Annotated in this window: 23 protein-coding genes; 21 read left to right on the plus strand and 2 right to left on the minus strand. The window is 73.0% G+C overall.

What is annotated here, in order from left to right:
* Nucleotides 1–2 precede the first annotated feature (2 nt).
* From carB to CWOE_RS16055, 12 genes are all read left to right on the plus strand, one after another.
* Nucleotides 3–3131, plus strand: coding sequence for a carbamoyl-phosphate synthase large subunit (gene carB, locus CWOE_RS16000; protein ID WP_012934674.1), 3129 nt, complete (start codon nt 3–5; stop codon nt 3129–3131).
* Entirely contained in the window at nt 3128–3970 is an 843-nt protein-coding gene (locus tag CWOE_RS16005; protein ID WP_012934675.1) for a dihydroorotate dehydrogenase electron transfer subunit, read from the plus strand. The genes carB and CWOE_RS16005 overlap by 4 nt, the downstream gene beginning before the upstream one ends.
* On the plus strand, nt 3970–4881 hold the full coding sequence (locus CWOE_RS16010; RefSeq protein WP_012934676.1) for a dihydroorotate dehydrogenase: 912 nt from the start codon (nt 3970–3972) through the stop codon (nt 4879–4881). The genes CWOE_RS16005 and CWOE_RS16010 overlap by 1 nt, the downstream gene beginning before the upstream one ends.
* Before the next feature lie 198 nt (nt 4882–5079).
* On the plus strand, nt 5080–5364 hold the full coding sequence (gene mihF / locus CWOE_RS16015; RefSeq protein WP_236262108.1) for an integration host factor, actinobacterial type: 285 nt from the start codon (nt 5080–5082) through the stop codon (nt 5362–5364).
* Between the two features lie 19 nt (nt 5365–5383).
* The gene (gene gmk, locus CWOE_RS16020; protein WP_012934678.1) at nt 5384–5944 is read left to right on the plus strand and encodes a guanylate kinase; all 561 of its coding nucleotides are present in this window, start codon (nt 5384–5386) and stop codon (nt 5942–5944) included.
* Between the two features lie 36 nt (nt 5945–5980).
* On the plus strand, nt 5981–6433 hold the full coding sequence (locus tag CWOE_RS16025) for a helix-turn-helix domain-containing protein (protein WP_012934679.1): 453 nt from the start codon (nt 5981–5983) through the stop codon (nt 6431–6433).
* Nucleotides 6434–6514: 81 nt separating this feature from the next.
* On the plus strand, nt 6515–6742 hold the full coding sequence (gene rpoZ / locus CWOE_RS16030; RefSeq protein WP_041730560.1) for a DNA-directed RNA polymerase subunit omega: 228 nt from the start codon (nt 6515–6517) through the stop codon (nt 6740–6742).
* 29 nt (nt 6743–6771) lie between these two features.
* Nucleotides 6772–8124 (plus strand): bifunctional phosphopantothenoylcysteine decarboxylase/phosphopantothenate--cysteine ligase CoaBC, encoded by a 1353-nt coding sequence (gene coaBC, locus CWOE_RS16035; protein ID WP_012934681.1) that lies wholly within the window; start codon nt 6772–6774, stop codon nt 8122–8124.
* Nucleotides 8078–9046 (plus strand): AAA family ATPase, encoded by a 969-nt coding sequence (locus tag CWOE_RS16040; protein WP_012934682.1) that lies wholly within the window; start codon nt 8078–8080, stop codon nt 9044–9046. Before coaBC ends, CWOE_RS16040 begins: the two co-directional genes overlap by 47 nt.
* A 4-nt stretch (nt 9047–9050) precedes the next feature.
* Nucleotides 9051–10166, plus strand: a complete 1116-nt coding sequence (locus CWOE_RS16045) for a DUF58 domain-containing protein (RefSeq protein WP_012934683.1) — start codon at nt 9051–9053, stop codon at nt 10164–10166.
* Nucleotides 10163–12529, plus strand: a complete 2367-nt coding sequence (locus CWOE_RS16050; protein ID WP_012934684.1) for a DUF3488 and transglutaminase-like domain-containing protein — start codon at nt 10163–10165, stop codon at nt 12527–12529. The genes CWOE_RS16045 and CWOE_RS16050 overlap by 4 nt, the downstream gene beginning before the upstream one ends.
* 39 nt (nt 12530–12568) lie before the next feature.
* Nucleotides 12569–12934, plus strand: coding sequence for a tetratricopeptide repeat protein (locus CWOE_RS16055; protein ID WP_012934685.1), 366 nt, complete (start codon nt 12569–12571; stop codon nt 12932–12934).
* Here the strand turns inward: CWOE_RS16055 and CWOE_RS16060 are convergent, their stop codons facing one another.
* Together CWOE_RS16060 and CWOE_RS33505 are read right to left on the minus strand one after the other, a co-directional pair.
* Nucleotides 12935–13693, minus strand: a complete 759-nt coding sequence (locus CWOE_RS16060) for an AAA family ATPase (protein ID WP_012934686.1) — start codon at nt 13691–13693, stop codon at nt 12935–12937.
* A complete protein-coding gene (locus CWOE_RS33505) occupies nt 13690–14070 on the minus strand; it encodes a YbjN domain-containing protein (protein ID WP_041730563.1) in 381 nt (126 codons plus the stop codon). Before CWOE_RS33505 ends, CWOE_RS16060 begins: the two co-directional genes overlap by 4 nt.
* 175 nt (nt 14071–14245) lie before the next feature.
* Between CWOE_RS33505 and CWOE_RS16070 the strand changes: the two genes are divergently transcribed.
* From CWOE_RS16070 to CWOE_RS16105, 9 genes are all read left to right on the plus strand, one after another.
* A complete protein-coding gene (locus tag CWOE_RS16070; protein ID WP_012934688.1) occupies nt 14246–14665 on the plus strand; it encodes a ribosome maturation factor RimP in 420 nt (139 codons plus the stop codon).
* 5 nt (nt 14666–14670) lie between these two features.
* Nucleotides 14671–16182 (plus strand): transcription termination factor NusA, encoded by a 1512-nt coding sequence (gene nusA / locus CWOE_RS16075; RefSeq protein WP_012934689.1) that lies wholly within the window; start codon nt 14671–14673, stop codon nt 16180–16182.
* Entirely contained in the window at nt 16179–16481 is a 303-nt protein-coding gene (locus CWOE_RS34485; RefSeq protein WP_081425387.1) for a YlxR family protein, read from the plus strand. The genes nusA and CWOE_RS34485 overlap by 4 nt, the downstream gene beginning before the upstream one ends.
* A complete protein-coding gene (gene infB, locus CWOE_RS16080; protein ID WP_012934690.1) occupies nt 16478–18925 on the plus strand; it encodes a translation initiation factor IF-2 in 2448 nt (815 codons plus the stop codon). Before CWOE_RS34485 ends, infB begins: the two co-directional genes overlap by 4 nt.
* Before the next feature lies 1 nt (nt 18926).
* On the plus strand, nt 18927–19244 hold the full coding sequence (locus CWOE_RS16085) for a DUF503 domain-containing protein (protein WP_012934691.1): 318 nt from the start codon (nt 18927–18929) through the stop codon (nt 19242–19244).
* A 37-nt stretch (nt 19245–19281) separates the two neighbouring features.
* Entirely contained in the window at nt 19282–19662 is a 381-nt protein-coding gene (gene rbfA / locus CWOE_RS16090; RefSeq protein ID WP_041730564.1) for a 30S ribosome-binding factor RbfA, read from the plus strand.
* A complete protein-coding gene (locus CWOE_RS16095; RefSeq protein ID WP_012934693.1) occupies nt 19659–20663 on the plus strand; it encodes a DHH family phosphoesterase in 1005 nt (334 codons plus the stop codon). Before rbfA ends, CWOE_RS16095 begins: the two co-directional genes overlap by 4 nt.
* A 6-nt stretch (nt 20664–20669) precedes the next feature.
* Nucleotides 20670–21557 (plus strand): tRNA pseudouridine(55) synthase TruB, encoded by an 888-nt coding sequence (truB, locus tag CWOE_RS16100; protein ID WP_012934694.1) that lies wholly within the window; start codon nt 20670–20672, stop codon nt 21555–21557.
* Between the two features lie 87 nt (nt 21558–21644).
* Entirely contained in the window at nt 21645–22391 is a 747-nt protein-coding gene (locus CWOE_RS16105; RefSeq protein WP_012934695.1) for an intradiol ring-cleavage dioxygenase, read from the plus strand.

A 22391-nucleotide genomic window follows, 5' to 3' on the forward strand; every position in this document is an offset into this window, starting at 1 on the left:
CCATGCCCAAGCGCACCGACATCAGAAAGATCCTCATCATCGGCTCCGGGCCGATCGTGATCGGACAGGCGGCCGAGTTCGACTACTCCGGCACGCAGGCCTGCAAGGTCCTCATGGAGGAGGGCTACGAGGTCGTGCTCGTCAACTCGAATCCGGCGACGATCATGACCGACCCGGAGATCGCGACCGCGACCTACGTCGAGCCGCTGCTGCCCGGCCCGGTCGCGCAGGTGATCGAGCGCGAGCGGCCCGACGCGCTGCTGCCGACGCTCGGCGGCCAGACCGCGCTCAACCTCGCCAAGGCGCTGCACGAGGACGGCACCCTCACGAGATACGACGTCGAGCTGATCGGCGCGAACTACGAGGCGATCGACCGCGCCGAGGACCGCGACCGCTTCCGCGAGACGATGGAGACGGCGAGGCTGCGCGTCCCGCGCTCCGCGATCGCCACGACGCTGGAGGAGGCGCGCGGCGCCCTCCAGGACATCGGCCTGCCGATGATCATCCGCCCGGCGTTCACGCTCGGCGGCCGCGGCGGCGGCATCGCCCGCACCGAGGCCGAGTTCGAGGCGATCTGCGCGCGCGGCATCGAGGCGTCGCCGATCGACCAGATCCTGATCGACGAGTCGGTCCTCGGCTGGGGCGAGTTCGAGCTGGAGGTGATGCGCGACCACGCCGACAACGTCGTGATCATCTGCTCGATCGAGAACCTCGACCCGATGGGCGTCCACACGGGCGACTCCGTCTGCGTCGCGCCGCAGCAGACGCTCACGGACAAGCAGTACCAGAAGCTCCGCGACCAGGCGATCGCGGTGATCCGCGCGGTCGGCGTCGAGACCGGCGGCTCCAACGTCCAGTTCGCCGTCAACCCGGAGACCGACGAGATCATCGTCATCGAGATGAACCCGCGCGTCTCCCGGTCGAGCGCGCTCGCGTCGAAGGCGACCGGCTTCCCGATCGCGAAGATCGCCGCGCGGCTGGCGGTCGGCTACACGCTGCAGGAGATCGACAACGACATCACGCGCGCCACGCCGGCGAGCTTCGAGCCGACGATCGACTACTGCGTCGTGAAGTGGCCGCGCTTCGCGTTCGAGAAGTTCCCCGGCTCCGACGCCGGGCTGACGACGCACATGAAGTCGGTCGGCGAGGCGATGGCGATCGGCCGCACCTTCAAGCAGGCGTTCGCGAAGGCGCTGCGCTCGCGCGAGCTGGACTCGCCCGGCGTCCCGCACGACGACCTGGAGGAGCTGCTGCTCTCGCTGGAGCAGGGCGGACCGGACCGCTTCGACCTCGTGCTGGAGGCGTTCCGGCGCGGCGTTGAGGTCGAGACACTGCACGCGCGCACGCAGATCGACCCGTGGTTCCTGCGCGAGCTGCAGGAGCTGGCGCTCGATCCGGCGGCGGCCGAGGCCGGCGAGCGGACGTTCAAGTCGGTCGACACCTGCGCGGCCGAGTTCGCTGCGCGCACGCCGTACTACTACTCCGCCCGCGAGCGGCCGCGCAGATCGGGCGTGGTCGAGAACGAGGTCGTGCGCGGCGATCGCGCCAGCGTCGTGATCCTCGGCGCAGGCCCGAACCGGATCGGCCAGGGGATCGAGTTCGACTACTGCTGCGTGCACGCCGCGATGACGGTGCGCGAGTCCGGCAAGGACGCGGTGATGGTCAACTGCAATCCCGAGACGGTCTCGACCGACTACGACACCTCCGACCGGCTCTACTTCGAGCCGCTGACGCTGGAGGACGTGCTCGGCGTCTGCGAGATCGAGAAGCCCGAGGGCGTGATCGTGCAGTTCGGCGGCCAGACGCCGCTGCGGCTCGCGGCCGGCCTGGAGGCGGCGGGCGTGCCGATCCTCGGCACGAGCATCGACGCGATCGACCACGCGGAGGACCGCGGCCGCTTCGGCAGGCTGCTGGAGCAGCTCGGCTTCAGCGCGCCGCCGTACGCGACGGCGCACTCGCCCGAGGAGGCGCTGGCGAAGGCGCCCGGCGTCGGCTTCCCTCTGCTCGTGCGGCCGAGCTACGTGCTCGGCGGCCGCGCGATGGAGATCGTCTACTCGCTCGACGGCCTGCAGGACTACCTGACCCGTGTCGGCGCGGCGCACGGCTCGGGCAAGGAGATCTTCCTCGACCGCTTCCTGGAGGACTCGATCGAGGTCGACGTCGACGCGCTCTGCGACGGCACCGACGTCTGGATCGGCGGCATCATGCAGCACGTCGAGGAGGCCGGGATCCACTCCGGCGACTCCGCCTGCGTGCTGCCGCCGCACTCGCTCGGCCCCGACGCGCTCGCGCAGATCCGCGCGCACACCGAGGGGATCGCGAAGGCGCTCGGCGTCGTCGGCCTGCTGAACGTCCAGTACGCGGTCGACAAGTCCGGTCAGCTGTACGTGATCGAGGCGAACCCGCGCGCCTCGCGCACGGTCCCGTTCGTCTCGAAGGCGATCGGCCTCCCGCTCGCGAAGCTCGCCTGCCGCATCATGCTCGGCGAGAAGATCGCTGACCTCGGCCTGCCGGAGGACCCGGTCGGCGACGTCGTCTGCGTCAAGGAGGCGGTGATGCCGTTCGATCGCTTCGCCGGCGCGGACTCGCTGCTCGGCCCCGAGATGCGCTCGACCGGCGAGGTGATGGGGATCGCCCACGACTTCCCGACCGCGTTCGCGAAGGCGCAGGCGGCGGCCGGCTCGGTGCTGCCGTCCGAGGGCACCGTCTTCATCACCGTCACCGACGGCGACAAGCCGGCCGCGGCGGGCGTCGCGATGGCGCTGCACGGGCTCGGCTTCAGAATCGTCGCGACCGCCGGGACCGCGCAGGCGATCAAACGGATGGGCATCCCCGTCGAGGCGCTGGAGAAGATCGGCTCGGGCTCGCCGAACGTGCTGGAGCTGATCGAGCGCGGCGAGGTCAAGCTCGTCGTCAACACGCCCGTCGGGACCGGCGCGCGGATCGACGGCTGGGAGATCCGCTCCGCCGCGATCGCCGCCGGGATCCCCTGCATCACGACGATGACGGGCGCGATGGCCGCCGCGCAGGCGATCGCCGCAGGCGCGCGGGGCGTGCCGGCCGTGATCGCGCTGCAAGAGCTGCAGCGGGTCGGAGACGGCTCGCCCGCGGCCGGAGCGCCGGTCGCGTGACCGCGGCCGTCTGCACCGACGACGGGCGGCGCACGCTCGCGCCGCCGCAGCGGCGCCGCGCCGCGGTGCTGGAGCGCCGCACGTACGGCAGCTACGTCGTGCTGCGCGTCGCGGACCCGGACGGCCCGCCGCCGCGGCCCGGCCAGTTCGCGATGCTCGCCGCGGCCGAGCGCTGGGGCGGGGGAGACGGCGAGCGGCCGTTCCTGCCGCGCGCGTTCAGCGTCGCGCGCGTACCGGCGCCCGGCGAGGCGGAGTTCCTGCTCGAAGACGTCGGGCCGGGCACGAACCGGCTCTGCGAGCTGGACGCCGGCGACGACGTCTGGCTGCTCAGCCCGCTCGGGATCGGCTTCGCCGCGAGCGAGAGCGACCTCGACGGCCGCCGTCCGCTGCTCGTCGGCGGCGGCGTCGGGACCGCGCCGCTGGCGATCCTCCAGGACGAGCTGGGCGACGCGGCGGGCGCGCCGCTGCTCGGCTTCCGCGACGCACCGCACGCCGAGGGCGCGGCCTACCTGCGCGACGCGCGCGTCGCGACCGACGACGGCTCGGTCGGCCACCACGGCCGCGTCACCGAGCTGCTCGTCGAGGAGCTGGACCGCGACGCGCACGCGCAGGTCTACGCGTGCGGCCCGCCGCCGATGCTGGAGGCCGTGCGCGCGCTCTGCGCCGCGCGCGGCGTGCCCGCGCAGCTCGCGCTCGAATCAGGGATGGCGTGCGGCTTCGGGGCCTGCTTCGGCTGCGTCGTGCCGACGAAGACCGGCTACGTCCGGCTGTGCGTCGACGGCCCGGTGCTCGACGCCGACCAGCTCGAGACCGCGCTCGTCCCCGGGGCCGGGCACTGATGTCCGCACCGTCGCTTCCGACCAGCTTCTGCGGCATCGAGCTGGCGCACCCGATCGTCAACGGCTCCGGCACGTTCGACGCGATCGCCGCGCAGCGCGCGTTCGGCGACGCGCTCGTCGAGCAGTTCCCGTTCGCCGCGTTCGTCTCCAAGACCGTCACGGTCGCCCCGCGCGAGGGCAACCCGCCGCCGCGCCTGTGGGAGCTGCCAGCGGGGCTGATCAACTCGATCGGCCTGCCGAACAAGGGGCTTGCCGGCTATCTGACGCACGACCTTCCGGAGCTTGCGCGGCTGCCGGTGCCGCTGATCGTGAACGTGATGGGCTTCACGCGCGAGGAGGTCGCCCAGCTCGTGACCGCGTTCGCCGAGCGCGACGAGGTCGCGGCGCTCGAGCTGAACGTCTCCTGCCCGAACGTCGAGACCGGCACGATCATGGGCTCGGACCCGACCGAGACGGCGCGGCTGGTCGAACGGGTCCGCCCGCTGACGCAGAAGCCGATCGTCGTGAAGCTGACGCCGAACGCGTCGGACCCGGGCGCCGTCGCCGAAGCGGCCGAAGCCGCCGGGGCCGACGGCCTGTCGCTGATCAACACGATCCGCGGGATGGCGCTCGACCCGCGCACGCGCGAGCCGTGGCTCGGGGCGGGGACCGGCGGCGTCTCCGGTGCAACGGTTCGTGCAGTCGCGCTCGCGCAGGTCAGCGACGTCGCACAGCGGGTCTCGATCCCGCTGATCGCGATGGGCGGGGTCCAACGTGGCCGCGACGCAGACGATCTGCTGCGTGCTGGCGCAACACTGGTCGCCGTCGGCACCGAGAGCTTCCGCGATCCGGCCGCCGGTCGGCGTGTCGCCCATGAGCTTGAGAGATTGCGCCGGGAACGCACAAGTTCTGGCGCCCCGACGCGCGCTTGACCCTCGATCGCACGAGAAAACTCCTGCAAAAGAATGACATCTGATAGCCCAGCCTCGACATCGCTCGACCTCAACTCGAGGTTGAGACGAATTCGTCCCTTGACGCTTGATGACCCCCTCACAAGATGTAGACTCGCCGCCATGCCGCCGGCCAGCCCCACGCCCACCAAGCACGCGACTGCGCCGGAGCGTTCCCTCATGCAGCGCATGGACGCGCTCAACCGCGCGAACGAGATCCGCACGAAGCGGGCGCAGCTCAAGCGGGACCTCAAGGCCGGGCGCGCGGCGATCCACGAGCTGCTCATGGAGCCGCCGACCTACATCGAGACCGCCAAGGTCTTCGACCTCCTCCTCGCGGTCCCGAAGTACGGGCGCGTGAAGGCGAACAAGGTCCTCACGCAGTGCCGCATCTCGCCGAGCAAGACGATCGGCGGGCTCTCCCAGCGTCAGCGCGCCGAGCTGGTCGCGCTGCTCCGCCGGTAACTGCGCACCGCCTTTCGAGTTGGCGCGCGTCTTCGTCATCACCGGCCCTTCGGGCGTCGGAAAGGGCACGCTGATCCGGAACCTGCTCTCGCGGGTCTCCGGGTTGGAGCTGTCCGTCTCCGCCACGACGCGCAAGCCGCGACCGGGGGAGGAGGACGGCGTCCACTACCACTTCCTGACGGACGAGCAGTTCGAGGAGCGCGTTCGCGACGGCGCGTTCGTCGAGCACGCCGACTACTCCGGCCGCCGCTACGGAACGCTGCGCTCCGAGCTGGAGCGACGCACCGCCGGCGGGGTCCCGGTCGTGCTGGAGATCGAGGTGCAGGGCGCGCGACAGGTCCGCGAGACGTTGCCCGACGCCGTCCAGGTGTTCATCGTGCCGCCGTCGGAGGAGGCGCTGCGCGAGCGGCTCGTCGGCCGTGGGACCGACAGCTCCGACGACGTCGAGCGGCGGCTGAAGGTCGCCGAGGAGGAGCTGACCGCGCGCGACGAGTTCCAGTACCAGGTCGTCAACGACCGGCTGGAGGACGCCGTTGAGGAGCTGGAGCGGATCGTGCAGAGCGAGCTGCCCACGGGCTGAGTTGCGCTATCCAGCTAGCTTGCTACCTTGCTAGCTATGCCGCAACCGAAGACCGGCGGCGCCGAGCGCGAAGCGCTCTTCGTCCGCATCCCGACCGCCCAGGCCCAGCGACTCGACCGTGCCGCGTTCGAGCTGAAGGTCTCCAAGCAGGACCTCATCAGCGGGCTCGTCGCCCGCTACGTCGACCCGGCGTCGCCGTCGAGCCTGGAGGCGCTGCGCGCCCTCAACGGCCCGCTCGACGCCGACGGCCGCCGCATAGTCGTCGAGCCGGGCCAGCCCGGCCTCACGCTTGGCCGCCACGAGTTCACGGCCGCGCCGCCGCCCGTCGGCGACGTGCTGACGCTCGCCGACGCGGCGCTACTGCTGCAGGTCGCCGAGGAGGAGGTCGCGCGTCTCGCGCAGGCCGGCGAGCTGCCCGGTCGCCGGATCGGCGAGCAGTGGCGCTTCGCGCGCCAGGCGATCCTCGACTGGCTCGGCGCCGACGCATAGGGGCGAATCCCGGCGCCGTGCTGGGATTTTTCGGCGCACAAGCTAGAATTGAAGGTCAACGACCTGGAAAGGCCTGCCTCCTTGATCTCTCCCCGCATCGATCGCCTGCTCGCGCACGTCGACTCTGACTACGCGAGCGTCGTCGTCGCCGCCAAGCGCGCGCGTCAGATCAACTCGTACTACCACAATCTGGGTGAGGGCACGTTCGACGAGTTCCCGCCCCCGATGGTCGAGACGCGGTCGAAGAACTACCTCACGATCGCGCTCGAGGAAGTCGCCAGCGGCAAGATCAAGTACCACTACCGCTAGCCGGCAGGCAGCGGCGGACGGAGGGCTCCGTGGCGAAGTTGCTGCTCGGCGTCAGCGGCGGTATCGCGGCCTACAAGGCACTGGAGCTGGTCCGTCTCGCAACGCGCGCGGGGCACTCCGTGCGCGTCATCCAGACCCCGACGAGCGAGCGTTTCGTCGGGGTCGCCTCGTTCGAGGCGATCACCGGCGCGCCGGTGCTGACGAGCGAGTTCGAGCCCGACCCCGCGCGCGGCGCCTTCCCCGGCGATCCGCCGCCCCAGCACGACCCGATCAGCCACCTCGCGCTCGTCGCCAACGCCGACGCGTTCCTGATCGCTCCCGCGTCAGCCAACACGATCGCCAAGCTCGCGCACGGCCTCGCCGACAACCTGCTGACGAGCGCCGCGCTCGCCGCCCGCTGCCCGCTCGTCGTCGCGCCCGCGATGAACGACGCGATGTGGGAGCACGCCGCGACCCGCGCGAACGTCGCGACGCTGCGCGCCCGCGGCGTCCGCGTCGTCGACCCCGGCGTCGGCCAGCTCGCCTCCAAGGGCGAGTTCGGCGCCGGCCGGCTCGCGGAGCCGGCAGAGCTGCTGGCCGCGTTCGAAGCGGCGGTCGCGGACGGCGGAGCGGCCGCGCCGAGCGGCGAGACGGGCGCGGCCAGCGCGGGTGCCGCGCCGAGCGGCGACGCCGACCTCGCCGGGCTGCGCGTGCTCGTGACCGCAGGCGGCACGCGCGAGCCGATCGACTCCGTCCGCTTCATCGGCAACCGCTCGTCCGGCCGGATGGGCTTCGCGCTCGCCGAGCAGGCCGCTCGCCGCGGCGCCGAGGTGACGGTGCTGGCCGCCAACGTCGCGCTCCCGCGCGCCGGCGGCGTCACCTACCGCGACGTCGAGACGGCAGCCGAGCTGGCCGACGCGTGCGCGCAGGAGTTCCCGCGCTGCGACGTGCTGCTGATGGCCGCCGCCGTCGCCGACTTCCGTCCGGCCGCGCCGGCCGACACGAAGCTCAAGAAGGACGCGGCCGACGCGCCGACCGCGATCGCGCTCGAGCGCACGCCCGACGTCCTCTCGGCGCTCGCCGAGCAGCGCACGCCCCGCCACACGCTCGTCGGCTTCGCCGCCGAGCACGGCGACGGCGCGCTCGCCTACGCCCGCGGCAAGCTCGAGCGCAAACGGCTCGACGCGATCGTCGTCAACGACATCTCGCGCGCCGACATCGGCTTCGACGCGACCGACAACGAGGTGACGATCGTGACCGCGCGGCGCGAGCAGCCGCTGGCGCGCGCGCCCAAGGAGCAGATCGCGTCTGCCATCCTCGACGAGGTCGTGCGCATGCGCGCGGCCGCTCCCTCCGATGGAACCCCTGGACCAGCTTCCCCCGATCGCGCCGCACGAATGTGAGGCGGCAGCCGGCGTCGCCCGCCGGATCGTGCAGAACGTGCGCACCGCGGTCCAGGTCGAGGACCGCACGCTGGAGCACGTGATCGTCGCGCTGCTCGGCGAGGGCCACGTGCTGATGGAGGACTACCCGGGCGTCGGCAAGACCGCGCTCGCGCGGGCGCTGTCGCGCTCGATCGACTGCCAGTTCGCGCGCGTCCAGTGCACGGCGGACCTGCTGCCGGCCGACGTCGTCGGCTCGAACATCTGGAACCAGCGCGAGGGGCAGTTCGAGTTCCGACCCGGCCCGATCTTCGCCAACGTCGTGCTCGTCGACGAGATCAATCGCGCCTCGCCGCGGACCCAGTCGGGCATGCTCGAATGCATGCAGGAGCGCAGCGTCACCGTCGACGTGCACACGCACGAGCTGGCGCGCCCGTTCCTCGTGCTCGCGACGCAGAACCCCGTCGAGTACGAGGGCACGTACCCGCTGCCCGAAGCGCAGGTCGACCGCTTCATGGTGCGCGTCTCGCTCGGCTACCCCGACCTCAACCACGAGGTCGCGATGCTCGGCGACCACGGCGCCGGCGACCGCGTGCTCGCGCTCGAACCGGTCGTGACCGCCGCCGAGGTGCTGACCGCCCAGGACACCGCCACGCGCGTGCAGGCGACGCAGCCGCTGCGCGAGTACCTCGTGCGCCTGCTCGCGCAGACGCGCGCGGACGAGCGCGTCGAGCTGGGCGCCAGCCCGCGCGCCGGCCTGATGCTGCTGCGCGCGGCGAAGGCCCGCGCGATGCTCTACGGCCGCGGCCACGTCGAGCCCGGCGACGTGCAGGCGCTGGCGCGGCCGGTGCTCGCTCACCGGCTCGTGCTCGCGCCCGAGGCGGTCGGCGTCGGTCCCGCACAGGTGATCGCGGACGCCGTCGCGGCGGTGCCGGCGTTGTGAGCTGATGCGCCGCGCCGCCGGCATCGCGCTGCTCGGCCTGGTGCTGGTGGCGTTCGGCGGCCTCTTCGACGCCTCGCCGCTGTACGTGCCGGGCGTCGCCTTCGTCCTGCTCGGCCTGCTCGCGCCGGCGTGGGTCGCGCTCGCCGCGTGGCGCGTCCAGGTCCACCGCGAGCTGGACGTGCGGCGGGTCGTCGAGGACGAGCCGGTGCCGGTGCGGATCACCGTGCGCGCCGGCGAGCTGCCGCTCCCGGTCGCCGCCGTCGAGGACCCGCTGCTCGACGCGCCGCTGCGCCTGCCGACCGGCTCTCGCGCACGCAGCTTCACCGTCGTCGCGCGCTTCAGCCGGCGCGGCCGCCGCCGCTTCGCGCCGCCCGCGCTGGTGCTGCGCGACCCGTTCGAGCTGGCGCGGCGGATCGTGCGCGGGAGCGGGGAGGAGGAGCTGCTGGTGCTGCCGCGCACGAGCCCCGTCGCGCTCGCCGCCGGGCGCGGTGACGACGGCCGCTCCGGCGGCATCGCCGCGCTGCTCGGCGCCCCCGCGACCGACGTCGACGGCGTGCGCCCATACCGCGAGGGCACGCCGGCCGCGCGGATCCACTGGCCGGCGCTCGCGCGCGGCGTCGGGCTGATGGAGCGGCGCCTGCGCGTCGAGGCCGACGCGCGCCCGCTCGTCGTGCTCGACGCGCGCGGCGCGGTCTCGCGCGACGAGCTGGACGCCGCCGTGCGCGCCGCGGCGTCGCTCGTGCTCGCGTTCGCGCGCGCGGGCGGCGGAGCGCTGCTGCTGCCCGGCGAGCGCCGCCCGAGCACGATCGCCGAGGACCTCGCCGGCTGGCCCGCGGCACACGTGCGGCTCGCGCTGGTCGAAGGCGGCGCGAGAACGCCCGCGCCCGCGCTGAGCGGCGCCGGCATGCGCCGCGGCCCGCTCGTCTACGTCGCCGCGCGGCGGATCCAGCAGCTGCCGCCCGCCGCCCGCGCGCTCGCGCGCGGCTCGGCGACCCTCGTCGTGCCCGGGGCGCTGAGCGGTCGGGAAGCCGTCTTCGCCGTCGCCGGCTGCCGCGGCTACGCCGTCAGCCAACGCGCGGTGGGAACGTCCGCGGCGTCTGGGGAGGCGATCGCGCCGTGAGCGCCACCGCGACCCCGCCGCAGGCGCCGCCGCCCGGGCGACCGGGGCACGGCGCGCGGCTCGCCCCGCCGCCGGAGGGGCGCAGGCGCGCCGCCGATCCGGCCCGGCAGGCGCGACCCCTGCTCTCGCCGCCGGTCGCCCGGCTCGTCACGCTGACCGCGCTCGCCGCCTACGCGGCGCTGCGCTGGGGGACGCTGGTCGAGCCGTACGGCGGCGGGCGGATGCTCCTGCTGCTGGCGTTCGCGCTCGCCGCCGGCACGGCGGTCGGGCAGCTCGCGCGGCTGCCGCCGCTCGCGCAGGCGCCCGCGGCGCTCGTCGTCGTCGTGGCGTGGGCGGCCCTGAGCGCGCTGGCCGCGGGCGTCAGCGCGTCGCTGGTGCTCGACCCCGCCCACTGGGACGACCTCGCGGCCGGGATGCGGCAGGGGATCGAGCAGCTCCCGCGCGTGCTCGTGCCGTACAGCCAGCCCGACGTCTGGCCGCGGATCGCGATCCTGCTCGGCGGCGCGCTGCTGCTCGCGCTCGGCTGCGTGATCGCGCTCGGGGTGGGCCGGCCGGGCGGGGCCCGGTTCGGCCTCTCGTTCCGCGACGGCGAGCCGTTCGGCGGCGGGATCGCGCTGCGGCTGGCGGCGGCAACGCCGTTGATCGCGGCCTCGATCGTCCCCGCCGCGATCATGGAGCCGGACGCTCCGGCGCTCCTCGGCGTGGTCCTGTTCGCCCTGCTCGCCGCGTTTCTGTGGCTGGAGCGGCTGCCGCGCGCGTACGCGCCGGCGGCGACCGTGCTGCTGCTCGTCGCGGGGCTCGGCGGCGTCGTCGCGACGCCGTGGCTCGACCGCGAGGAGCCGTGGGTCGACGCGCAGGCGCTCGTCGAGGACCTCGACACGCCCGATCCCGCGCGCTTCGACTGGTCGCAGTCGTACGGCCCGCTCGACTGGCCGCGCGACGGGCGCGAGGTGCTGCGCGTCCAGTCCAGACGCGAGGCGTACTGGAAGGCGCAGAACCTCGACGGCTTCGACGGCGTGCGCTGGACGCGGTCCGGGCCGCCGACGCCGGTGAGACCGGACGGCGAGGTCCCGCGCGAGGCGCTGGTGCGGCGCGGCTGGCGCACCGACGTGCACGTCACGCTGCGGTCGTTCTCGACCTCCGAGGTGGTCGGCGCCGGCACGACGCTCGGGATCCAGCGCGAGCCGACGACCTTCTCGCCCGGCATCAGCCCCGGCACGTGGACGTCGGACGAGCCGCTCGAGCCCGGCGACGGCTACATCGCGCAGACGATCGTCCCGCGCCCGCGACCGACCGAGCTGCAAGGCGCAGGGACCGACTACCCCGGCTGGATCGACCGCTACCTGTTGGTCGGCCTGCCGCAGCAGGACGAGTTCGCGCCTGCCCGCTGGGCGCCGGGCGGCGGCGTCGCGGCGCCGACGCCGTTCGGATCCCCGCGGACCGCGTTCACCGACGCCAACGACGCGCGGCTCGCGAGCAGCCCGTACGGGCCGGCGGCCGCGCTCGCGGCGCAGCTCGCCGCCGGCCAGCCGACACCGTACGCCTACGTGCAGGCCGTGCTCGCCTACCTGCGCGGGGACGAGTTCCGCTACGACGAGAACCCGCCGCGCCGCTCGCTGCCGCTCGACGCGTTCCTGTTCCGCGACAGAATCGGCTACTGCCAGCAGTTCGCGGGCGCGGCGGCGCTGCTGCTGCGGCTCGGTGGCGTGCCGACGCGCGTCGCCGCCGGCTTCACGAGCGGCTCGCGCGACGGCGCGCGCGACGAGTGGGTCGTGCGCGACTACGACGCCCACGCGTGGGTCGAGGTCTGGTTCCCGCGGATCGGCTGGGTCAGATTCGACCCGACCCCGTCGACCGCGCCCGCGCTCTCCGGCCAGGCGCCGGAGACGCCCGCGCCGAGAAGCGCGGTCGCGCCGTCGCTGCCGAGAGCGCCGCGGAGAGACAGCGGCGTCGCGCCGAGAGCGGCGGCGCCGGCGCAGCGCGAGGACGGTTCGTCGCTGCCGCTCGCGCTGCTGGCGCTCGGCGGCGCGATCGTGCTGGGCGGCGGCGGCCTGCTGCTGCGGCGGGCGCTGCGACCGCCGGTCGGCGCCGACGCGCTGCTCGCCGAGCTGCGGCGGGCATTGCGGCGCACCGGGCGGCCGCCGTCGCCGCGCACGACGCTGGCGGAGCTGGAGCAGCGCTTCCACGACTCGCCGGACGCGGCCGCCTACCTGCGCGCGATCCGGCTGGCGCGCTTCGGCGGCGAGGAGCCGGAGGTCACCGCGCGCCAGCGGCGGGCGCTGCGCAACGAGCTGGCGCGCGGCCTCGGCCTCGGCGGCCGTCTGCGCGCCCTCTTCGCGCTGCCGCCGCGCTCCGGCCGCTGAGCCGGCGGGGCCAGCCGATGGCACGCCTACACTGAACCGATGGCCGACGTCCACCAGCTCTACGTGCGCGGGACCGCGCTGCTCGAGGCGGGCGACTTCCACCAGGCCGCCGTGCCGCTGCGCCAGGCGCGCGACCAGGCGCCGGACAAGTCCTCGGTGCGCGAGGCGCTCGGTCGGGCGCTGTTCCACGCGCAGCAGTACGAGGAGGCAGCCGCCGAGTTCGCCGCCGTCGTCGAGCACGCGCCGACGAACGACTACGCGCTCTTCTGCCTCGGCCGTTCGCTGCAGCAGCTCGGCCGCCACGCCGACTCGCTGCCGCCGCTCGCGCAGGCCGCCGGTCTGCGTCCTGACAGGCGCGACTACCGCACGTATCGCGACCGCGCCCGCGCCGCCTGCAGTCGCTGATCAGCTCGCGTCCAGCAGCCGCCGGACGAACGCGTCCGGCGCCGCCAGAAAGGCGCGCGTGAGCTGCACCGGCGCCGCGTCGTCGTAGGCGACCTGCTCGATGCCGTCGGCCGACAGCTCGTAGATCGTCGCGCCCGGGTAGGCGAGCAGCACGGGGGAGTGGGTCGCGACGACGAACTGCGCGCCGTCGCTCACCAGCTCGTGCATCCGCCGCAGCAGCGTGAGGCAGTTCTGCGCCGACAGCGCTGCCTCCGGCTCGTCGAGCAGGTAGAGGCCGTCGGGCCCGAAGCGGTTGAGCACGACGGCGAGGAACGACTCGCCGTGCGACTGGTCGTGCAGGGAGCGGCCGCCGTAGGCGTCGAGCGCGCCGCTCCCAAACGGCTCTGCGCGCATGCCTTCCAGGTACGTCGCGGCGTTGAAGAGGCTCTCCGCGCGCAGGAAGAAGTCGGTCCGCGGCCGGCGGATCCCGCGCGCGAGCCGCAGCGCGTCGCCGAGGCCGCCCTCCTGCTCGCGCGTGGAGAAGGCGAAGTTCGACGAGCCGCCCTCGACGTTCATGCCGGCGGCGCCGGCGAGCGCCTCGATCAGCGTCGACTTGCCGCTGCCGTTCTCGCCGACGAGGAACGTCACGGCAGGATCGAGCGCGAGCGTCTCGGCGGCCAGCGCCTCGACGACCGGCAGCGTCCACGGATGCCCGCTCCGCTCCGGCTCGCCGTCGCCCGGCGGCCGCAGCGAGACCGAGTGCAGGAAGGCGGTGTTCACTCCGGCGCGGGCCCGGCGGCCTGACGCGCCTGCGTCGCGCTCAGCACCAGCAGGCCGAGGAAGCGGTCGAGCTGGACGGGGTCGACGGCGACGAGCTGCATGTCGCCCTGGATCCAGACCTCGCCGTCGTTGGTGTGCGAGAAGCGCACGTACGGGATCTGGCGGTTCCAGCGCAGGAGGTCGTGCGGGTCGATCCGGTCGGGGCCGATCACGTGCGCCTGGGCGCGCAGCATCCCGTCGCGGATCGCGACGCCGACGTCCAGCGGCCAGCCGGCCGCGTCGACCGTCACGCCCCACTCGGCGAAGGCCAGCTGACGCGTCTCGCCGTCGAGCTCGGCGATGAACGTGTCGACGATCGTGCGGGGGTCGGCAGTCATCGAGGCCGACACGATACGCATCGCGCGCAAAGGCATGTGCAATGCAGCGGATTCGCGACTCCTCAGACGCGTCGGTGCTAACCTGGGCGCACAGCTTTCTGCGCCGGGGCATCCCCGGCGGCCGTTCCGAAAGTGGGCGCTCGCCCACTTTTTTTTATGAGGAGGTGAACACGCGGTGAGCAGAATCCAAGAGCAGATCGAGACGACGCTGAGCAAGACGGAGCCTGAGGTCGAGGTCCTTCTCGCCGAGGTCCTCGGCGGGACCACCGTGCGCCTGTTCATCGATCATCCGGACGGCGTCTCGCTCGAGCTCTGCGAGCGCGTCACGCACCATCTCGCCGGCATACGCGAGCGCTACGGGCTCGAGGTCTCCTCGCCCGGCAGCGAGCGTCCGCTGACCAAGCCGGCCCACTTCCGTCGCTACCTCGGCCAGCGCGCACGCGTCCGCACCCGCGGCGCGCACGGCGGCCAGGGCTCGTTCACCGGCGAGCTCGTCGGCGCGAACGAGTCTGAGGTCACGATCGCCGCCGAAACAGGCGTCGTGGCGATTCCCTACACCGAGATCAAACGGTCCAACCTCGTCCCAGGAGAGTAAGCAGCATGTCGAAAGAGATCCTGGATGCCGTCCGTGGCCTCGCGGCCGAGAAGAACATCTCGAGCGAGAAGCTCATGGTGGCCCTCGAGGACGCCCTCCTGTCCGCGTACAAGAAGCAGCCCGGCGCGGCGCCCTACGCACAGGTCGAGATGGACCGTGAGCTCGGCGACTTCACAGTCTGGGAGCTGAAGATCCCCGAGGACCTCGAGGATCAGCTGATCACCGAGCAGGAAGAGATCATCGCGGCCGAGTTCTCGGGCGTCGACCCGGAGACGGGCGAGGCGCGCGAGCTGCCCGAGCCCGAGCTCGACTTCGAGAAGCTCGCCGAGTACGAGGACCAGATCGAGCGCGTCGACGTGACGCCCGAGGACTTCGGCCGGATCGCCGCGCAGACGGCGAAGCAGGTCATCCTCCAGCGCATCCGCGAAGCCGAGCGGGACATGATGTTCGAGGAGTACCGCGACCGCGTCGGTGAGCTGATCACCGGCATCGTCCAGCAGTCCGACTCCCGCTACACCCTCGTGCAGCTGCGCGAGCGTGTCGAGGCGCTGCTGCCGAAGTCCGAGCAGGTCGACGGCGAGCGCTACGACCACTCGCAGCGGATCAAGGCCGTGATCAAGGACGTCTCCGCCTCGACCAAGGGGCCGAGCATCATCGTCTCCCGCCGCGATCCGGAGCTGATCAAGGCGCTGTTCGAGCTCGAGGTGCCCGAGATCGCCGACGGCCTGGTGGAGATCACCAACGTCGCCCGCGAGCCCGGCTACCGCTCGAAGATCGCCGTCGTCTCGCACGCCGACGGCGTCGACCCGGTCGGCGCCTGCGTCGGCCCGCGCGGCTCGCGCGTGCGGATGGTCGTCTCCGAGCTGCGCGGCGAGAAGATCGACATCATCCCGTACAACGACGAGCCCGCCCGCTTCGTCGCGAAGGCGCTCTCGCCGGCCCGCGTGCGCGAGGTGCTCGTCGACGACGACGGCAAGCAGGCGACGGTGATCGTCCCCGACGATCAGCTGTCGCTCGCGATCGGCCGCGAGGGCCAGAACGCCCGCCTCGCCGCCCGCCTGACCGGCTGGCGGATCGACATCCGCTCCGAGACCGAGTTCGCCTCCGAGGAGGCCGAGGGCGGCTACGAGGAGGAAGAGGTCCAGGGCGGCCGCTGCGCGGCGATCACCCTCAACGGCCGTCGCTGCCCGAACGCGGCGCTGCCGGGCTCGCGCTACTGCGGCCTGGAGACCCACCAGGCGCTCTCCGAGATCGACAGCGACGAGGTCGCCGCGCTCTCCGGCGGCGGCACCGCGGTCGCCGACGACGAGAGCGAGCTGGAGGCCGAGGAGGGCATCGAGGCCGAGGACGGCGTCGAGGTCGAGGTCGAGGAGTTCGACGAGACCGAGGCCGCGTCCGAGGAGGACGTCGAGGCGGAGGCGGACGTCGCGCCGGAAGGCGAGGCGGATGCCGAGCCGGAGCAGGAGGCCGGCGAGGAGGCGGCGGGCGGGGAGCCCGCGGAGGAGACCGCCTCATAACGCGCAGCGAGACGAGCACCGCCGCGGGCAAGCCCCGCGGTCGGCGCTGTGTCGGCTGCGGCCGCACGGCGCCGAGAGGCTCGCTCCAGCGCTGGGTCGCGATCGACGGGGTGGTCGTCGCCGATCCAGAGGGCCGGCTCCCAGGACGAGGGGCCTACACCTGCCGCGCACAGGACTGCTTCGAGCGGGCGCGCACGCGCGGCGGCTTCAACCGCGCCTTCCGACGAGCGGTGCAGGCGCCTCCAACGGCGGCCGCACAGCTCGATTCCTCAGAGAACGTACACTTGGATACTGCATGAGCAAGAAGCGCGTCAGCGACATCGCCAAAGAGCATGGAATCTCCGCCAATCATCTGATTGCGACGTTGAGATCTGCCGGCATCAACGCGCCGACGCCCTCGGCGGCGGTCGACGAGACCGCCGCACAGAGAGTCATCGGCGAGACCGGCATCAGCAGAAAGAAGCAGAGACCGGTCAGAAGAGCCGGCACCTACCGCGACAGAACCGTTCCGGAGAGACCGAGAGCGAGAGTCAGAATCGTCCACCGCTCCAGACCGGCCCCGGCTCCGCCTGCCCAACAGCGCGCGGGCGACGGCGGCCAGCGTCAGGGCGGCGGTCAGCGGCAGGGCGGCCCCGGCGGCCCGCGCGGCCAGCGGCCCGGCGGTCCCGGCGGCCCGCGCGGCGGCGGACCCGGCGGCAACGGCGGCCCGCAGCGCTCCGCCAACGGCGGCGGTCAGGCGCGCGGCAGCGGTCCGGGCGGTCCTCCGGCCGGCGGTGACGCGCAGAGACAGCGTCCCACGCGCGACTCGCTGCCCGGCAGCGGCGCGGGCGCCAGCGGCGGCGGTCGCCGTCGCGTCGTGATCGACTCGCAGGCTTCCCGGCGCACCCCGGGCGGCGGCCCGCAGCAGCAGCCGCCGCGCCGTCAGCGCCGTGGCCGGCGCCGTCGCGGCACGTACGAAGAGCCGGCTCCGCTCGAGACGAGAATCTCGACCGGTCCCGAGCACGTCAGAATTGCCTCCGGCTCGACCGTCAAGGACGTCGCCGAGTACCTCGACATCCCGGTCCCCGAGATCATCAAGAAGCTGATGCAGCTCGGTGAGATGGCGACGCTCACGCAGACGCTGTCCGACGAGGCGATCGAGATGCTCGCGAGCGAGTTCGACCGCACCGCGGAGGTCGTCCACGCGGCCGACGACGTCGACGCCGATCCGGTCTACGACGACTCCGACGAGGAGCTGGTGGAGCGTGCGCCGGTCGTCACGATCATGGGCCACGTCGACCACGGCAAGACGTCGCTGCTCGACGCGATCCGCGACACCGAGGTGACCGCGGGCGAGGCCGGCGGCATCACCCAGCACATCGGCGCCTACCAGGTGCACCACGACGACAGAACGGTCACGTTCCTCGACACCCCGGGCCACGAGGCGTTCACCGCCATGCGCGCCCGCGGTGCGAAGGTCACCGATATCGCGGTGATCGTCGTCGCCGCCGACGACGGCGTGAAGCCGCAGACGCAGGAGGCGGTCGACCACGCGAAGGCCGCGAAGGTGCCGATCCTCGTCGCCGTCAACAAGATCGACAAGGAGGGCGCGCAGCCCGACCGCGTCCGCACCGAGATGACGAGACTCGGCCTGCAGCCCGTCGAGTGGGGCGGCGAGACCGAGTTCGTCGACGTCTCCGCGAAGACGAAGAGAGGGCTCGACAACCTGCTCGACACGATCCTCGTGATGTCCGAGGTCGAGGAGCTGCGCGCGAACCCCGGGGCCGAGGCCTCCGGCGTGATCGTCGAGTCGAAGCTCGATCCGGGCCGCGGCGCGGTCGCGACCGTGCTGATCCAGCGCGGCACGCTGCACGTCGGCGACGCGCTGTTCGCCGGGCCTCACTGGGGCAAGGTGCGCGCGATGAACGACTTCCTCGGTCAGCGCGTCAAGAGAGCGCTGCCGGGCGAGCCGGTCGAGATCCTCGGCTTCGACACCGTCCCGGAGGCGGGCGAGTCCGTGCGCGTCGTCGAGAATGACCGCAAGGCGCGCCAGCTGGCTGGGGAGCGGGCGAACCGGCTCAAGACCGAGGCGCGCGCGCGCCGCTCCGGCAAGCGCATCTCGCTCGAGGACATCTTCAAGAGCGACCTGCAGGAGCTGAACCTCGTCCTGAAGGCGGACGTGGCCGGCTCGCTGGAGGCGATCGAGGACGAGATCGCGAAGCTGCCGCAGGACGAGATCTCCGTCAACGTCGTGCACCGCGGTGTCGGCGGCGTGAACGAGTCCGACGTGATGCTCGGTGCGGCCTCTGACGGCGTCGTGCTCGCGTTCAACGTCCGGCCGATCGGCGACGCAGCGCGCGTCGCCGACCGCGAGGGCGTCGAGATCCGCTCCTACTCGGTCATCTACCGCGCGATCGAGGAGCTGCGCGCGGCGATGGAGGGCATGCTCGAGCCCGAGGAGGTCGAGGACCAGATCGCGACGATCGAGGTCCGCGCGATCTTCCGCGCTTCGAGAATCGGCGTCATCGCCGGTTCCTACGTCACCGACGGCAGAGTCACGCGCGGCGCCAGAGTGCGGCTCGTGCGCGACGGCACGGTCGTCTACGACGGCGAGATCGCGTCGCTCAAGCGCTTCAACGAGGACGTCAGAGAGGTCGCGGCCGGCTTCGAGTGCGGCATCGTGCTGAGAGACTTCGCCGACGTCAAGGAAGGCGACGTGCTCGAGGCGTACACGACGCGCAAGGTCGAGCGCGAGCTGGCATGAGATGGCCGGCGGCTTCGTCGCCGTGCTGGTGATCGACGCGCACTTCCCCGACGCGGGAAGCCTGAAGGGCAAGCGCAAGGAGCTGTCGTCGCTGAAGGCGCAGCTCCACCAGCGCCTCGGCTGCGCGGTGGCGGAGACCGGCCATCAGGACCTCTGGCAGCGAGCTGAGCTGACGGTCGCGCTGACCAGCGGCTCGCTGCCGGCGCTCGACGCCGCTGCCGACAGGGTGCAGCGGTGGCTGGACGAGCGGATGCCGCAGGGCGTCCGCGTCGACCGCCACGTCGTCTCGATCGAAGATCTGTGGAGCATTGACCAGTGAAGAAGCGATTTAGCGCAGATTCGGAGCGGCGGATAGGATGAGCGGCAGCCGTATGCGTCGTGTCGACGAGGCCGTCCGTGCCGTGCTCAGCGACGCGATCACGCAGGACCTCAAGGATCCGCGCGTCGGATTCGTCACCGTGACCGCCGTGAGAACAAGCTCAGACCTCCGCCACGCCCGCGTCTACGTCAGCGTCCTCGGCGACGAGGAGACCCGCGCGGAATGCCTCGCGGGGCTGCGCTCGGCGACCGGCTACCTGCAGCGGCTCGTCGCGCGCGAGGTGCGGATGAAGTACACGCCCGAGATCGTCTTCGCCTACGACGACTCGATCGACAGAGGCATGCGGATCACCGAGATCTTGAGAGACGCGCCCGCGCCGGCCCGTGAGGACGGCGGCGACCGCGAGGCGGACGCGTGACCGGGACCGGCACGAACGGGAAGCGCGCGACGCGCTCCCAGGTGCTCGACGAGATCCGCGGGGCCGAGAAGTTCCTGCTCGGCACGCACGAGCACCCGGACGGCGACGCGCTCGGCTCGCTCGTCGCGATGCACCAGATCCTCGTCTCGGCCGGCAAGGACTCGATCATGTTCATGGACGCGGACGAGTTCCCGCTGCCGTACGAGTACCGCTTCTTCTCGCTCGACGGCCTCGTCAGCGTCCCGCCGCCGGACATCGAGCAGCGCACGATCGTCCTGCTCGACTGCGGCAACATCGACCGCAACCCGGCCGACGCCCTGAAGTTCGAGGGCGCGCACATCCTCAACGTCGACCACCACCATGACAACACGCACTTCGGGACGGTCAACCACGTCGTGCCGGAGGCGTCGTGCACGGCCGAGATCGTGTGGGACCTGATGCGCGGCCTCGGCGTCCAGCCGACGACGTCGATCGCCGAGGCGCTGTACGTCGGCCTCGTCACCGACACCGGCAAGTTCATGTACGAGAACACCGGCACGCGCGCCCACGTGATGGCGGCCGAGCTGATCGACGCCGGCGTCGACGTCCACGACATCTACCGCCGGATATACGAGGGCATCCCGTACGGCAAGCTGGCGCTGCTCGCGCGCGGCCTCTCCAACGTCGAGCGCTACGACGGCGGCCGCCTCACGCTCACGCGCCTGACCGCCGAGGACTACCGCGAGACGGGCGCGGAGGAGAACTACTCCGAGGGCGTCATCGACCACCTCCGCTCGGTCGAGGGGACGGCGGTCGCCGCGATGGTGCGCGACCGCCTCGGGCCCGGTCAGGAAGGGCTCAGAAAGGTCTCGCTGCGCGCCAGCGACGACCGCGTCGACGTCTCCGCGATCGCCCGCGCCCAAGGCGGCGGCGGCCACCGCCAGGCGGCCGGCTTCTCGACCGCGCTGTCGTGGGACGAGCTGGTCGGGTTTCTGCGCGACCAGGTCGAGCAGCAGCTCTAGGCGCCCGTGAGCGGCCCCTCCGGACCGCTGACGCCGGCCGACGGCGTCATCTTGTACGACAAGCCACGCGACGTCACCTCGCACGACATCGTCTACCGCGTGCGGCGCGCGCTTCCGCGCAAGACGAGAGTCGGCCACGCCGGCACGCTCGACCCGTTCGCGACCGGCCTGCTGCTCGTGCTCGTCGGCCGCGGCACGCGCGCGCAGCGGTTCCTGATGGCGCTGGAGAAGTCCTACGAGACGATCGCCCGCTTCGGCGCCGTCTCGACGACGGGCGACAGCGAGGGCGAGATCTCCGAGACGGGCGTCGTGCCCGACGGCGACCTCGTGCTGCCGACCGGGCTCGTGCGCCAGCGGCCGCCGGCCTACTCGGCGCTGAGAGTCGACGGCGAGCGCGCCTACGCCCGCGCACGCCGCGGCGAGGACGTCGAGCTGCCCGAGCGCGAGGTGGCTGTGCACGCGTTCGAGGAGCGCTGGCGCGACGGCGCCCGCCGCGCGTTCGGGATCCGCTGCTCGTCGGGCACCTACGTCCGCAGCCTCGTCGCCGACCTCGGCGACGCCTACTGCGAGGAGCTGCGGCGCACGGCGATCGGCCCGTTCGACGTCGCCGACGCCGATCCCGAGCGGATCGTCCCGCTCGGCGACGCGCTCGCGTTCCTGCCGCAACGCCGGCTGGGGGAGGAGGAGGCGCGTCGCGCCGGGCACGGCGTCGCGGTCGCCGACCCCGAGCCGCCCGGGCCTCCCGATCCGCCCGATCCGTCCAGCCGCGAGCCGGCGCCGCCGGCGCCGTACGTCCGCCTGACCGACGCCGCGGGCCTGATCGCGATCGCCGAGCCGCGTCGCGGCGATGACGGCGCGCCGCTGCTGAAGCCGGTCGTCGGCTTCCGCGGCTGACTGGCTTTCACGCGGTTCCCAGGCGGCTCCCAGCTTCGCGCGCGAGAATCGCGACTCCGGTGCAGGCGAACGAAGGGGCCGCGAGCCATGGACGAACGACGGAAGGTCGGACGGCGCGAGGCGCTCGTCCTGCTCGGTGGCGGCGGGGTCGCGGCGGCGTTCGGCCTCTCGCGGCTGGGCGGCGGCGACGGCGCCGACCCCGTTACGACGGCGAGCGCGACGACCGGGGCGACGACGGGCGTGCTGAGCGAGGACGAGGCGCTGGCGGAGGCCGCGGCCGCGACGTGCGTGCTGACGCCAGAGCTGACGGAGGGGCCGTTCTGGGTCCCGAGCACCCCGCAGCGGCGCGACGTGACGGCCGGCCAGCGCGGCGCCGCGCTGCGGCTGCGCCTGCGCGTGCAGGACGCCGCGACGTGCAGACCGCTGCCGCGCGCGGACGTCGAGATCTGGCACGCGAACGCCGCCGGCGCCTACTCGGGCGTCGACGGCGACACGCGCGTCTGGCTGCGCGGCCACCAGGTCGCCGACAGGGGCGGGATCGTCGTCTTCGACACGATCTACCCCGGCTGGTACACGGGCCGCACGCCGCACGTCCACGTCAAGGTCCACGTCGGCGGCCGCGAGGTCCACACCGGCCAGCTGTTCTTCCCCGACCGCGTCAGCCGGCTCGTCTACGCGAGAGGCGTCTATGCGCCGCGCGGCGGCGCCGACACGACCAACCCCGACGACGGGATCTACCTCCAGGCGGGCGGATCGCGCGCCGTGCTCGCGCTGCGCACGATCGGCGGGAGCGGCTGGCTCGGGCGCGCGGTGATGGGCGTGCGACGGGCCTGA

Source organism: Conexibacter woesei DSM 14684 (assembly GCF_000025265.1).
GTDB lineage: Bacteria > Actinomycetota > Thermoleophilia > Solirubrobacterales > Solirubrobacteraceae > Conexibacter > Conexibacter woesei.

Excerpts from the sequence above, each read along its gene's own strand:
- CWOE_RS16055 (WP_012934685.1), top strand. The coding sequence starts at position 12,569 with ATGGCCGACGTCCACCAGCTCTACGTGCGCGGGACCGCGCTGCTCGAG.
- nusA (WP_012934689.1), top strand. The coding sequence starts at position 14,671 with ATGTCGAAAGAGATCCTGGATGCCGTCCGTGGCCTCGCGGCCGAGAAG.
- CWOE_RS16010 (WP_012934676.1), top strand. The coding sequence starts at position 3,970 with ATGTCCGCACCGTCGCTTCCGACCAGCTTCTGCGGCATCGAGCTGGCG.
- rbfA (WP_041730564.1), top strand. The coding sequence starts at position 19,282 with ATGAGCGGCAGCCGTATGCGTCGTGTCGACGAGGCCGTCCGTGCCGTG.
- CWOE_RS16105 (WP_012934695.1), top strand. The coding sequence starts at position 21,645 with ATGGACGAACGACGGAAGGTCGGACGGCGCGAGGCGCTCGTCCTGCTC.
- infB (WP_012934690.1), top strand. The coding sequence starts at position 16,478 with ATGAGCAAGAAGCGCGTCAGCGACATCGCCAAAGAGCATGGAATCTCC.
- carB (WP_012934674.1), top strand. The coding sequence starts at position 3 with ATGCCCAAGCGCACCGACATCAGAAAGATCCTCATCATCGGCTCCGGG.
- CWOE_RS16085 (WP_012934691.1), top strand. The coding sequence starts at position 18,927 with ATGGCCGGCGGCTTCGTCGCCGTGCTGGTGATCGACGCGCACTTCCCC.
- CWOE_RS16045 (WP_012934683.1), top strand. The coding sequence starts at position 9,051 with ATGCGCCGCGCCGCCGGCATCGCGCTGCTCGGCCTGGTGCTGGTGGCG.
- CWOE_RS33505 (WP_041730563.1), bottom strand. The coding sequence starts at position 14,070 with ATGACTGCCGACCCCCGCACGATCGTCGACACGTTCATCGCCGAGCTC.
- mihF (WP_236262108.1), top strand. The coding sequence starts at position 5,080 with ATGCAGCGCATGGACGCGCTCAACCGCGCGAACGAGATCCGCACGAAG.
- CWOE_RS16040 (WP_012934682.1), top strand. The coding sequence starts at position 8,078 with ATGGAACCCCTGGACCAGCTTCCCCCGATCGCGCCGCACGAATGTGAG.
- CWOE_RS16025 (WP_012934679.1), top strand. The coding sequence starts at position 5,981 with ATGCCGCAACCGAAGACCGGCGGCGCCGAGCGCGAAGCGCTCTTCGTC.